Below are 13,223 nucleotides of genomic sequence, written 5' to 3'. Positions count from 1 at the left end.
GCGGACTCCGTCCGCGATCACCGACACACGCCAGCCGGATCGCGAATAAGATCCGCTCGGTTTGCCTCTTTGCACCGTGCCTCCCTGTAGGAGCGGGCCCTGCCCGCGAATCGCGCGCAGGGCGCGCTCCTACATGGGAATGGTGTGGATGGGGATCGCGTAGGAGCGGACTCCGTCCGCGATAGACTCCGCCGGCGGATGTCACCAGGTCTTTACCCGCTGCCCCTTCACGCAGGCGCGCACCTCGTCGTCGATCAGGTTCCCCGGCTTGATGCACTCGGCCAGGCTCCGGGAACTGTCGGTGTACTTCATGGGCTGGGCCGTGACCTTGTCGGCCGGGCGCTCCAGGCCCAGGCGGCCGAGCAGGGCGTGCCAGCGCGCCTCGCCCCACTGGTGGCTGGCAGGGTTCTGCCAGAGGGCGCCGGCGCCTATCGCCAGCGCCACCAGCAGAGCCAGTTGCAGCAGGTGCTTGAACGCCCGGCGCAGGTACCACTGCCGCCGACGCGGCGGTGGTTCGCCGGGCTGGCCGGGGTTCTTCAGGTTCTGCCAGTACCAGTCGCGGTCTTTCTCGGCCATGTCTCGCGGTCCGTCGGGGGAATCCGCGAAGGGTAGCGCCCGGCTCAGCCGCCGGAAAGCAGGCGGCGGGCCAGCCGTTCGTTGCCGGTGAGGTCGGCCAGGTGTTGCAGCTGGTTGTTCTCGTAGGCCTGGTTGAAGGTCGCCACGTCCAGCGCCAGGACCTTGCGGAAGGCCGTCAGCGCCTCGGCGCCGGCCTGGCCGGCCACCTCTTCGCCGTAGCGGGCGATCAGGTCGAGCATGACCAGCGGGTAGCGCACCGGCAGGCCGATGCGCACGTGGATCAGGCCGATGTTCAGGCGCTTGAGCGCGTAGGTGTCGTCGTAGACGCCGCCGAACAGCTCGCAGAACCAGGTGGCCAGGGATTCCCCCAGGCGCTTCTGGTCGGTGATGAATTCGCGGGTGGCCTCCTGGCTCAGCAGGCGTTGGTAGAAGTCTTCGATCAGCGCCGGGCTGATGGCCTTGGCCTGTTCGGCGAGGCCTGCGAGCAGTGCGCATTCCTTGTCGGACAGGTCCAGCAGGGCGATCAGTTCGTGAACGATGGCGGCGTCCTTGGTGGCCCAGGACAGTCGGTCTGCATGCATGGGGGGCTCCTCAGAGAATGCTGTCGAGGGTGGCGAGGCTGTCCGCCACTTCGAGGTTGATCAGGCCCACGTTGCTGTCGCGCGCGGCGACGATCGCCAGGCAGGCCTTGTCGCCGGCCAGGTGGATGAACACCCGGCCGTCTTCCGCCAGCAGACTCAGTTCCTTCATCGCGCCGCTCTTGAGGGTTTCGCCGATGCGCCGGCCCACGCCCAGGGCAGCGGCGGCCATGGCTGCGATGCGCGCCGGTTCGATGCCATGGTCGCTGATGGCGTCGACGATGGGCATGCCGTCCAGGCTGCCGAGCAGCACCCCGCGGATGCTGGGGACCGACTGCCGGAGGCGGTCGAGTTCGGCTTGCAGGCGTTCTTGTCGGGTCATGGGGTTTCTCCGTGGTGGGGGTCGGGTGATGGATCGTCGTTGGCCAGCAGCTGTACCAGGACGTCCCAGGCGCTCTGCCTGTCGCGGGCGTCCGTGGCGATGACGTGCTGCGGTGGCAGGTCGAAGTAGGCGGCGACCTCGGCCGGCACCCAGGCCTGGTCGTCGGCGTCGCAGTGGGTGAGGGCGACGATGAAGGGCACCGGCTGCACGCTGGTGATCGCCTCGAGGATGCTGCGGGCCTGGCCGAACTGCTCCGGGTGATCGGCGGCCAGCATCAGCACCAGGCCGTCGGCGCCTTCGCTGAGCAGTTCCCACATGAAGCTGAAGCGCTCCTGGCCGGGCGTGCCGAACAGATGGATGTCGGTGGCGCCCAGGGTGATCCGGCCGAAGTCCAGCGCCACAGTGGTGTTCGCCTTGCCGATGGCTTCGCTGCTGGGCACCTCGGTGTCGACGACGGGGATTTGCGAGAGGTTGCGGATCAGGGTGGTCTTTCCCGAGCCCACGGGCCCGGAGACGACGACCTTGATCGGCGGTGCGCTGTCCTGGTTCATGGGCGGAAGAGCCTCTTCAGACGGCTGGCGAGGGTGGGGTTGGCATGTTTCGTCGATGCACCGGCGCTCTCGTGGGCGCGCACCGGCCAGATTTTCTTGATCTCCCGCAGGTGCTGCAGGGATGCGCAGGTCTCGCGGACTTCCAGCTTCAGCGCCTGGGCCAGTTGCCGCGCGCTGCAACCCTCGGCCAGCAGGGGCATGGCCCTGGCCAGGAAGGCGTCGAGTTCGGCCGGCAGCGTCACCGTGCGCCCGCGGATCAGCACGAAGCGCGTGTCCGGGTGCACCGACGGCTCCGCCCGGGACGAGGGCGCCAGGCTGGCGAGCACCTGGTCGATGGGCAGGTGCTGGCCGGGTTTCGCCTCAATGGGCGGCGTGGGTTCGAAGTGAAAGCTGGCGTCGCCGATCGACTGCAGGGCGCGCTTGATCTCGCCCGGCTCGCCGATCGGCTGCTCGAGGCTCAGGCCGAGCAGCCGTTCGTTCTGCAGCCGCAGGCGGAGCCGCCTGCCGTCCGCTTCTTCAAGCGTCAGCTGGCCTGCGCGCTTGCCGATGACCGAGAGGACTTCCGCGAGCGGGAAGTCGGAGAGCTTGCCGAAAATTGCCAAACGAAATGTCCTCCAGGGCGGGCTGGGCGCCCTGTCCTGGTAGGAAGTCAGTGCGCGATTCGTGATGCGCCGAGATGATAAGGGGAGGCGTTGTTATGACATGCCCGTACTGCTTGTAGGTGATCTCCGAGGGGCGCTGTCGTTTGCGTAGAGTGCTGAGGCTGTTTCCTTCGGTCCCCCATGACCTGGCCGCGCGATGCCTGCGCCGCGCCAGGCCAGCCACGATCGGCGGTGCTTGAGGGCCTCGCCCGCCGCCACCATATTGGTGCCCATGAACCGACTCGCCAGCAGCGCCACGCCCGCCGACGTCCTGCAGGGTTTCCACCCCGCCGTCGCCGCCTGGTTCGCCCGCCACTTCGCCGCGCCCACCCCGGCCCAGGTGCAGGCCTGGCCGTCGATCCGCGCCGGGCGCTCGACCCTGGTGGCCGCGCCCACCGGCTCGGGCAAGACCCTCACCGCCTTCCTCTCGGCCATCGACCAACTGGTGCGCGAGGGCCTGGCCAACGGCGGCGAGCTGCCGGACCGCACTTGCGTGGTCTACGTCTCGCCGCTCAAGGCGCTGTCCAACGACATCCGCATCAACCTGGAAGAGCCCCTGGCCGGCATCCGCGCCGAGCTTGAGCGCCAGGGCCTGCCGGCCGTGGACATCCGCAGCGCGGTGCGCACCGGCGACACCAGCCAGGGCGAGCGCGAGGCCATGCGCCGGCGGCCGCCGCACATCCTGGTGACTACCCCGGAATCGCTCTACGTGCTGCTCGGCTCCGACTCCGGGCGGCAGATGCTGGCCGGCGCGCGCAGCGTCATCGTCGACGAGATCCACGCCCTGGCCGGCAGCAAGCGCGGCAGCCACCTGGCGCTGTCGCTGGAGCGCCTGCAGGCCCTGTGCGCCGAGCCGCTGGTGCGCATCGGCCTGTCGGCCACGCAGAAACCCATCGAGGCGGTGGCGCGGTTCCTCTGCGGCAACGCCGACTGCCGCATCGTCGACATCGGCTACAGCCGCGCCCGCGACCTGGGCATCGAGGTGCCGCCGGCGCCGCTGGAGGCGGTGATGTCCCACGAGGTCTGGGACAGCGTCTACGACCGCCTCGCCGCGCTGGCCGAGGAGCACCGCACCACCCTGGTGTTCGTCAACACCCGCCGGCTGGCCGAGCGCATCACCCGCCACCTGGGCGAGCGCCTGGGGATAGACAAGGTCGCCGCGCACCACGGCAGCCTGTCCAAGGAACAGCGCCTGGGCGCCGAGCAGCGGCTCAAGGCCGGGCGCCTGAAGGTGCTGGTTGCCACCGCCTCGCTGGAGCTGGGCATCGACATCGGCGACGTCGAGCTGGTCTGCCAGGTCGCCTCGCCGCGCTCCATCGCCTCTTTCCTGCAGCGCGTCGGGCGTTCCGGGCACAGCGTCGGCGGCACGCCGAAAGGGCGGCTGTTCCCCACCTCGCGCGACGAGCTGATCGAATGCGTGGCGCTGCTCGACAGCGTGCGCCGCGACGAACTGGACGCCCTGGCGATCCCGTGCGCGCCGCTGGACGTGCTGGCCCAGCAGATAGTCGCGGAAGTGGCCTGCCGCGAATGGCGCGAGGACGAGCTATTCCAGCTGCTGAGCCACGCCCAGCCCTACGCCGGCCTGCCGCGCGAGCGTTTCGACGCCGTGCTGCGCATGCTCGCCGAGGGCTACGCCAGCCGCAACGGCCAGCGCGGCGCCTACCTGCACCGCGACGGCGTCCACGGCCTGCTGCGTGGCCGGCGCGGCGCTCGGCTGACCGCGGTGACCTCCGGCGGCACCATTCCCGACGCCGGCGACTACCAGGTGCTGCTGGAGCCCCAGGGCCTGACCGTGGGCACGGTGAACGAGGACTTCGCCGTGGAAAGCCTGGCCGGCGACGTGTTCCAGCTGGGCAACGTGTCCTATCGCATCCTCCGCGTGGAACCGGGCAAGGTGCGCGTCGAGGACGCCCAGGGCCTGCCGCCGAACATCCCGTTCTGGCTGGGCGAGGCGCCGGGGCGCAGCGACGAGCTGTCGGTGAGCGTGTCGCGCCTGCGCGAGCGCCTGGACGCCTTGCTCGCCGAAGGGCAGGGCGGCGCCGAGCCCCTGGCCCCGGCTCTGCGCTGGCTGGAGGACGAACTGGGCCTGCCGGAAGCCGCGGCCCGGCAACTGGTGGAATACCTGGCCCGCGCCCGCGCCGCCCTCGGCGTGCTGCCGAGCCAGTCGGCGCTGGTGCTGGAGCGCTTCTTCGACGAATCCGGCGGCATGCAGCTGGTGCTGCACTCGCCCTACGGCAGCCGCATCAACCGCGCCTGGGGCCTGGCCCTGCGCAAGCGCTTCTGCCGCACCTTCAACTTCGAGCTGCAGGCGGCGGCCACCGAAGACGCCATCATCCTCTCGCTGTCCACCAGCCACAGCTTCCCGCTGGACGAGGTGTGGCGCTACCTGAACTCGAAGAGCGCAGAACACGTGCTGATCCAGGCCCTGCTCGACGCGCCGCTGTTCGGCGTGCGCTGGCGCTGGAACGCCACCACCTCGCTGGCCCTGCCGCGCTTCCGCGGCGGGCGCAAGGTGGCGCCGCAACTGCAACGCATGCGCAGCGAGGACCTGCTGGCGGCGGTGTTCCCCGACCAGGTGGCGTGCCTGGAGAACATCGTCGGCGAGCGCGAGATTCCCGACCACCCGCTGGTGGCCCAGACCCTCGACGACTGCCTGCACGAAGCCATGGACTGCGAGGGCTGGCTGGCCCTGCTGCGGCGCATGGAGGCCGGCGAGGTAGCGCTGCACGCCCGCGACCTGCCGGCGCCTTCGCCGCTGGCGGCGGAAGTGCTGAGCGCCAGCCCCTACGCCTACCTCGACGACGCCCCGCTGGAAGAACGCCGCACCCAGGCCGTGCTGAGCCGGCGCTGGAGCGACGCGGAATCCGCCGACGACCTCGGCGCCCTCGATCCCGAGGCCATCGCCGCGGTGCGCGCCGAAGCCTGGCCCGAGGCCCGCGACGCCGACGAGATGCACGAGGCGCTGACCGGCCTGGGCTGCATCCTCGCCGAGGAAGCCCGCGCCAACCTGGGCTGGGAACTGCTGCTCGGGCGCCTGGCCAAGGCCGGGCGGACGACGCGCCTGCGCAGCGGCGAAGCCGACCTCTGGGTGGCCGCCGAACGCCTCAGCCAGTTGCGGGCGGTCTATCCACAGGCACGGCTGGCGCCCGAGCTGGACCTGCCGCTGGCGTTGCAGGAAGGCTGGTCCGCCGAAGACGCGCGCCTGGAACTGCTGCGCGCGCGCCTGACCGGCTTCGGCCCGCGCACCCAGGCGCAACTGGCCATGGACCTCGACCTGCCGCCCGCCGACATCGCCTTCGCCCTGGCTGGCCTGGAGCGCGAGGGCTACGTGCTGCGTGGCCGCTTCAGCCCCGGCATCGACGACGAGGAGGAGTGGTGCGAGCGCCACCTGCTGGCACGCATCCACCGCTACACGGTGCGCCGCCTGCGCCGCGAGATCGAGCCGGTGGAGCGCGCCGACTTCATGCGCTTCCTGTTCGACTGGCAGCGCGTCTCCAGAACCACCCGGGCGCGCGGCGCGGAGGCCCTGGCCGGCGTGCTCAGCCAGCTGGAAGGCTTCCAGGCTGCCGCCGGGGCCTGGGAAGGCGACCTGCTGCCGGCGCGGGTGGCCGACTACGGCATCAACTGGCTGGACGACCTGTGCCGCGCCGGCCGCCTGGTCTGGGCGCGCCTGCCCAGCCGCGGCACGGCGCGCGGGCGCAGCGGCGCCGGGCCGCTGCGCAGCACGCCCATCGTCCTGCTGCCGCGCCGCCAGTTGCCGCTGTGGGGCGCGCTCTGCGCCGATGCGCCGGAGGCCGAGCTGTCCTCGAAGGCGCAGAAGGTGTTGCAGGCCCTGCAGGAGCAGGGCGCGCTGTTCTTCGACGAGCTCACCAGCGAGGCGCACCTGCTGCGCAGCGAACTGGAAATGGCCCTGGGCGAACTGGTGGCGGTGGGCCGGGTGAACGCCGACAGCTTCGCCGGCCTGCGCGCATTGCTGCTGCCGGCGGCCAAGCGCAGCCGCCAGGAGCGCCGGGCGCGCACACCGCTGTTCGGCATGGCCGACGCCGGCCGCTGGGCGCTGCTGCGCCGCCCGCGCAACGAGCTGATCGAAGGCCAGCCACCGCGCCTGCAGGCGGAAGTGCTGGAACACGTGGCCATGACCCTGCTGCGCCGCTACGGCGTGGTCTGCTGGCGCGTGCTGGAGCGCGAAGCCGACTGGCTGCCGCCCTGGCGCGACCTGCTGCGCGTCTACCATCGCCTGGAAGCCCGCGGGGAAATCCGCGGCGGACGCTTCGTCGCCGGCCTCACCGGCGAACAGTTCGCCCTGCCCGAGGCCGTCGGCCTGCTGCGCGAAGTGCGCCGGCGCGAGAAGGACGGCGAATACCTGGTGCTCTCGGCGGTGGACCCCCTCAACCTCGCCGGCACCCTGCTGCCGGGCAGCAAGGTACCGGCAGTCGCCGGCAACCGCGTGCTCTACCGCGACGGCGCCGCCCTGGGCGCGCTCATCGCCGGCAAGCCGGTGCTCTGGGCGGAACTGCCGGCGGAGGAAATGGCGAAGGCGCGGGAGCTACTGATCCGGCGCCTCTAGATGCATCTGTCAGAGAGGGTGTTCTGCGCGTAGGCAGTGTCCTCGATCGGCGTGGGATGTTCTTCTGATTTCAGGAGTGGCTAGGCGTTAACGTTCTTCGCCTGCCGCCATCGCTTGACTGGGGCCTCCACTGTTCATGGAGGACCCAAGCATGCGCCCCCGTCTAGTTCTGCATTGCCTGCTCCCAGGGTTGGGAGCCTTGTTAGCCAGCCAGGCCAGCCTGGCGCAATACCAGTGGCACGACGCGACGAGGACCGCCTGGCCCTCGGCCGAAGCGGCCTGCGAACAGGGCGAGGGCATCCGCCTGCTGCTCCAGAAGCGTGAGCAGAATCCCCGCCAGCAATGGCGCATCAACAACTATTCGCTCACCGACATCGGTGGCGAAGCCTTCTGTCGCTTCACGGTCGAACGCAAATTGTTCGGTCGCTGGCTTCCCGACACCTACCACTTCTCCTCCGTCTACCTTTCCGGCGGGCCGGACCTGTGCCCCAGCGGCGTGCTGGATGGCAGCGGCCAGTGCTGCGCGCAATGCCAGAGCAACGAATGCAATGACAGCAATCCCATCCTTGGCGCCACCGGGCAGAAGGTGCAGATCGAGGTCGACCTGAGCGTGCCTGGTTCGCGGCTGGGGTTCAGCCGCAACTACTGGAGCAGCCGCAACCAGGCCGGCGACCTCGGCGTCGGCTGGAGCCATGGCTGGAACCAGCGTATCGCCAAGCTCACGGCCGACCGGCTCAAGGCCTATCGCGACGATGGCCGGGCAGTGGCCTTCACCCGCGTGGCGGGCAAGTGGACGGCTTCCGCCGACGAGCGACTCACGCTGGTCGAACTGCCCGACCATGGCGGTTGGAGCCTCACCGGCGCCGACGCCAGCGTCGAAACCTACGATGCGCTCGGGCAGTTGAAACGCCTCGATCCGGTGCTCGGCAGCAGCCTGCATTTCGCCCGGGATGCGGCTGGCCGGCTGGTCCGGATCAGCGATGCGGGCGGCCGCCAGATCACCCTCGACTATGCCGGTGAACGGCTGGCGAACCTGCAGTTCGGCAACTGGAGCATCAGCTACCGCTACGACGAGCACGGCCGCCTCGCCAGCGTCCTGCGTGGCGACGAAGAACAGCACTACCACTACGAAGTCGCCGAGCGCCCGCACCTGCTCACGGGAATCACCGACGCCCGCGGCCTGCGCTTCGCCACCTGGACCTATGACGGCCAGGGGCGCGCCACCTCCAGCAGCCATGCCGGCGAGGCCGGCACCGTGCAATTCGCCTATCTCGATGCCAACCGCGTGCGGATCACCAACCCGCTGGGCAAGTCGACGCTCTACCACTACCAGACCTTCGACCAGCGCCGCCTGGTCACCCGCCGGGACGGCGAAGCCAGCGCCCACTGCCCGGCCGCCAGCCAGCAGGTCACCTACCTGGCCAATGGGCTGCCGGCCAGCCGAACCGACTGGAACGGCAACCTGACCACCCACCAGTACGACGAGCGCGGCCTGGAAGTCTCGCGCACCGAAGCGGCCGGCACGCCGCAGGCACGCACCATCACCACCACCTGGCATCCGATCTTCGCGCTGCCGCTGAGCGTCACCGAGCCGGGGCAGGTCACCCGCTACCAGTACGACAACCGTGGTCGCGTCATCGCGCAAACCACCGAAGCGCTTTGAGCAAGGAGGCTGACATGAAAACGAAATTATTCGGCGCCCTGTCCCTGGCGATATTGCTTGGGCACCCCGCCCAGGCCGCCGAGCGCAACTGGTCCTACAGCTACAACGACCTGGGCCTGATCGAGAGCGCCGACGGCCCGCGCACCGACGTGCAGGACGTCACCCGCTACAGCTACGACGCCAAAGGCAACCTCACCGCCGTGACCAACGCCCTGGGCCACGTCACTCGCCTGGCCGACCACGACGAGCGCGGCAACCCCGGCACCCTCACCGACGCCAACGGCGTGGTCAGCACCCTGACCTACAGCGGCATCGACGCGCGTCTGGCGTCCATCGGCAGCGCCGGCAGCACCACCCGCTTCGAATACGACGCGGTTGGGCAGATCACCCGCCTGACCCGCGGCGACGGCAACTGGCTGGCCTACACCTACGACGACGCGCGGCGCCTGGTGGCCATCGCCAACAACCTCGGCGAGCGCCTGGAATACGACGTCGACGCCCAGGGCAACCGCACGGCGCAGCGGCTGAAGGACGCCAGCGGCAGCCTGGTGCGCCAGCAGCAGTGGGTGTACGACGAACTCGGCCGGCTGCTGCGCGCGGTCGGCGCCGCTGGCCAGACCCACAGCTACCGGTACGATCTCAACGACAACCCCACCGGCCGGACCAACCCGCGCCAGTACGCCAGCACCCAGGCGTTCGACGCTCTCGATCGCCTGGTCAGCCATACCGACGCGCTCGATGGCGTCACCCAGCTGACCTACGACGCCCAGGACAACCTCACCCAGGTCAGCGATCCCCGCGGCGTCACGACGCGTTATGTGTATGACGGCCTGGGCAACCTCATCCAGCGCATCAGCCCCGATAGCGGTACCACCCGTTTCGAGTACGACGCCGCCGGCAACGTCATCCGCCAAACCGATGCCCGTGGTGTGGTGGTGGAGTTCAGCTACGACGCCCTGAACCGCCTGAGCGAACGCCGCTACCCGGCCACCCCGGCCTTCGACGTGCGCTACCAGTACGACGGCAGTGCCGACGGCAACCACGGCATCGGCCGCCTGACGGCCATCGAGGATGGCAGCGGCCGTCTCGCCTATCGCTATGACGCGCGCGGCAATCTGGTGCAGCAGACGCGGAGCCTGAGCATCAACGGCCAGGTACTGGAAGAGGCCCTGAGCTTCCTGTACGACGCCGCCGACCGCCTGGTTGGCATCGGCTATCCGTCCGGCTATACCCTCGGCTACCCGCGCAATGCCGGCGGCCAGGTGAGCAGCGTCACCCTGGGCGTAGGCAGCCAGGCGCCCCTCGTCCTGGCCAGCGATATCGCCTATCTGCCCTTCGGCCCCCTGCAACGCCTGAGCTGGGCCAACGGCATCAGCCTGGCCCGCGAGTACGACCAGGACTACCAACTGGTCCGCCAGCGCGTCGGCCCCTGGCAGAGCGACTACCGGCACGACGCCAACGGCAACATCACCCAACTGGCCCACAGCCTCTGGGGCACGCTGGACTACCAGTACGACCCCCTGGACCGCCTGACCACGGAACGCAGCAGCCAGGCCGAGCGCCGCTACGGCTACGACGCCGTGGGCAACCGCACCGAGAAGAGCACCACGCGCCTGGCCGACGGCGAATCCCTGCAGGACAACTACCGCTACGCCAGCGACAGCAACCGCCTCACCGCCCTCAATGGCCACACGGTGACCAGCGATGCCGCCGGCAACCTGCTCCAGGACCGCGCCAGCCGCCTGCTCGGCTATGACGCCCAGGGCCGCCTGGCGAACGTGCGGATCGACGGCCAGGAAGTCGCCCAGTACCGCTACAACGCCCACGGCCAGCGCATCGCCAAGCTGACCGCGCAAGGCTTCACCACCTACCTCTATGGCCCCGACGGCCAACTGCTCGGCGAAGCCGCCTACGACCGGAATGGCCAGCCCAGCCGCGAACAGTACTACCTGTGGCTCGACCGCCTGCCCCTGGCCACCCTGAGCACGGCCTACGACGACCAGGGCCATCCGGGCAACCCCCGCGTGCTCTACCTGCACAGCGACCACCTCGACACCCCTCGGCTGGCCAGCGACGACGACCAGCGCCTGGCCTGGCAATGGCAATCCGACGCCTTCGGCAACGGCCAGCCCAGCAGCCCGGACAACACCGTGGTGAACCTGCGCTTCCCGGGGCAGTACTACGACGCCGAGAGCGGCCTGCACTACAACTACTTCAGGGATTACGACCCGCAGACCGGACGGTATGTGGAGAGTGATCCGATTGGGCTCAATGGCGGGCTAAATACTTACGCTTATGCAGGGTCTAATCCAGTTGGACTGGTCGATCCTAACGGATTGAGCCCTACAGCCGGGGCAGGTGCAGCAGGCGGTTTTTTTGTCGCAGGGCCACCTGGAGCAGTGGTTGGGGGGCTTATTGGTCTTGGGGTAGGTGCCTGGGGTGCAAATGCCGCTTGGGATGCTTATCACGAGAACGCCAATGAAGATGGTGGTGCATCTGCAGATTCGAGCCCAGGAAGTGCTGCGGACAAGGCTAGGGAGCGTAAGGAATACAGTCGGATTTGCAAAACTCCGATACCGCCGACTGGAGACCAATGCAAAGATGCTAAAGCTAATCTCGATAGACTTCAGCAATGCTTGGCGTTACGTGAGAATTTCAGTAAGAAATGGTTCAACGATAATGAAGCTGGGCATATTACAGAGATAAACAATACCAGAAAGGCTATTGAGAATTTGAAGGATTTCCTACGGAGGGTTTGCGGTGAGCAATGCAACTAACCAAGAGAAACTTTCACTGCTGCTAGCGGAATACTCGAACCTTCCCGAGTTTAGTGGCTTAGAGTGTGCAGACGTTAATAGCGTGAGCTTATTTGGAGATAAGCCCATTCACATTGCTGCAACACGTGGCGACATTAATGAGATTCAGCTGATATTGAGTCAAGGAGCTGACATTAACTGTAAAGGGGAGCATGGATATACAGCTCTGCACGATGCAGTTGAACAGGGCCATAGAGACGCTGTCGATTATCTTCTAAAGCATGGCGCAAATCCTGAAGCTCTAAATGATGATGGAGTTTCACCAGCTGAACTTGCCAAGTTGCTGGATGAAAGTGAGATCCTTGTCCTACTCCACGAGGATGATTTTTAGGTTGGATCATGATGCATGCGAAGCACTACGGCTTGAGGGGATGTCGTAGCGCTTCACCCAGACTCCTTCTCTGAGTGTCTGAGTAATCTCATACCATTCTTCAATATCGTCAAAAGGCCGGTCATCTCGGCATCAACTGTATTAATTTCACCAGCAGGGTGTTTAGACCTTTTCGGTTTAAGTATCACGCTGGGCCAGCGCCTTATGTTTGGAGCAGCGGCGTCAGAGTTAGGTATCCGTGGCGAGCTTGCTAGATCTACCGTAAAAACCCGACTGAAGCTATCGTTTGTCAGGTTCTCGTTGACGTTTCCAAACTCTTGCCGGATGGACGATATGATTCCAGCGCTTTGGATTCATCTCGGAGGTATGACCGCATTCGTGAAATCAAAGAAAAGATAAACCTGAATACCTTGAGGTTGATTTGGTTTTGCCAGTCAATGATTCAGAGGGGCAGGAAGGAGGTTTTTGTCGCCTTCTACGTTGGCAGAACTCAGTCTTTTGGGCGGAACGCTCTCGTTTCAATTCATTTAGGTTTTGGAGTGAGTATCCTGGGTTTCTGAAGGCTTGAATTCTGCAGATGTCTTATGTGCTCAATGATGAGATTGAAACTGTGTCACCCTGAGCGCTACTGCCTGCAATAGGCTGTAGCGCTCATTAGCGACTTTCACCGTGTAACTATTTGATCACTGACTCTTCTCGAAAGAGCAACCTCAGAACCGAATCCGCCCCGTAAAGGCATCCCTGAGCATCACCCAGTCGCCCATGAACGACCACAGCGGGTACTTGAAGGTGGCCGGGCGGTTCTTTTCGAAGACGAAGTGGCCGACCCAGGCGAAGCCGTAGCCGGCGAAGGGCAGGGCGATGAGCCACAGCAGGTTGCTGCTGGCGATGGCGTAGGCGAGGATCGCCAGCACCAGCAGGCTGCCCACGTAGTGCAGGCGGCGGCAGGTGGGGTTGCTGTGTTCCTGCAGGTAGAAGGGGTATAACTCGGCGAAGCTGTGGAAACGCTCGGCGGTGTGGGTGGTCATGGCGCACCTCCTGTTGTTGTGATGGCCGCAGTCTACGAAGGCGGCCGATGACTTGCAGATGACCCCTGCAGCCAGTTTAGTATCCAACCC

At 67.0% G+C, this 13,223-nt stretch carries 10 protein-coding genes; 4 read left to right on the top strand and 6 right to left on the bottom strand.

Annotated features, from left to right (window positions below; genetic code table 11):
- Positions 1-201: 201 nt before the first annotated feature.
- The 5 genes from FG99_RS15330 to FG99_RS15310 are packed head-to-tail and all read right to left on the bottom strand — an operon-like array spanning position 202 to position 2,689.
- Entirely contained in the window at positions 202-576 is a 375-nt protein-coding gene (locus FG99_RS15330) for a hypothetical protein (RefSeq protein WP_043270838.1), read from the bottom strand.
- Between the two features lie 44 nt (positions 577-620).
- Entirely contained in the window at positions 621-1,157 is a 537-nt protein-coding gene (locus FG99_RS15325; RefSeq protein ID WP_043270837.1) for a protoglobin domain-containing protein, read from the bottom strand.
- A gap of 10 nt (positions 1,158-1,167) precedes the next feature.
- Entirely contained in the window at positions 1,168-1,536 is a 369-nt protein-coding gene (locus tag FG99_RS15320) for a roadblock/LC7 domain-containing protein (protein ID WP_009621606.1), read from the bottom strand.
- Entirely contained in the window at positions 1,533-2,087 is a 555-nt protein-coding gene (locus FG99_RS15315; protein ID WP_051878943.1) for a GTP-binding protein, read from the bottom strand. Before FG99_RS15315 ends, FG99_RS15320 begins: the two co-directional genes overlap by 4 nt.
- The gene (locus tag FG99_RS15310) at positions 2,084-2,689 is read right to left on the bottom strand and encodes a DUF4388 domain-containing protein (RefSeq protein WP_043270835.1); all 606 of its coding nucleotides are present in this window, start codon (positions 2,687-2,689) and stop codon (positions 2,084-2,086) included. Before FG99_RS15310 ends, FG99_RS15315 begins: the two co-directional genes overlap by 4 nt.
- Before the next feature lie 271 nt (positions 2,690-2,960).
- Here FG99_RS15310 and FG99_RS15305 point away from each other — a divergent pair, with 271 nt between their 5' ends.
- The 4 genes from FG99_RS15305 (at position 2,961) to FG99_RS31405 (ending at position 12,105) form a co-directional block, all read left to right on the top strand.
- Entirely contained in the window at positions 2,961-7,295 is a 4,335-nt protein-coding gene (locus FG99_RS15305) for a DEAD/DEAH box helicase (protein ID WP_141766304.1), read from the top strand.
- Positions 7,296-7,494: 199 nt separating this feature from the next.
- Positions 7,495-8,958 carry an RHS repeat domain-containing protein gene (locus FG99_RS15300; RefSeq protein WP_051878941.1) on the top strand — a complete coding sequence of 488 codons (1,464 nt, stop codon included), beginning with the start codon at positions 7,495-7,497 and terminating at the stop codon, positions 8,956-8,958.
- Positions 8,959-8,972: 14 nt separating this feature from the next.
- Positions 8,973-11,735 carry an RHS repeat-associated core domain-containing protein gene (locus FG99_RS15295; protein ID WP_043270834.1) on the top strand — a complete coding sequence of 921 codons (2,763 nt, stop codon included), beginning with the start codon at positions 8,973-8,975 and terminating at the stop codon, positions 11,733-11,735.
- The gene (locus FG99_RS31405; RefSeq protein WP_081884641.1) at positions 11,719-12,105 is read left to right on the top strand and encodes an ankyrin repeat domain-containing protein; all 387 of its coding nucleotides are present in this window, start codon (positions 11,719-11,721) and stop codon (positions 12,103-12,105) included. The genes FG99_RS15295 and FG99_RS31405 overlap by 17 nt, the downstream gene beginning before the upstream one ends.
- A 710-nt stretch (positions 12,106-12,815) precedes the next feature.
- Here FG99_RS31405 and FG99_RS15290 read toward each other — a convergent pair.
- Entirely contained in the window at positions 12,816-13,133 is a 318-nt protein-coding gene (locus FG99_RS15290) for an Mpo1-like protein (protein ID WP_043270832.1), read from the bottom strand.
- Positions 13,134-13,223 lie beyond the last annotated feature (90 nt).

The organism is Pseudomonas sp. AAC, from assembly GCF_000725445.1.
Taxonomy (GTDB): Bacteria; Pseudomonadota; Gammaproteobacteria; order Pseudomonadales; family Pseudomonadaceae; genus Pseudomonas; species Pseudomonas citronellolis.
Note: the sequence above shows the minus strand (reverse complement) of the source record. Positions and strands in the feature narration are given on the sequence as shown.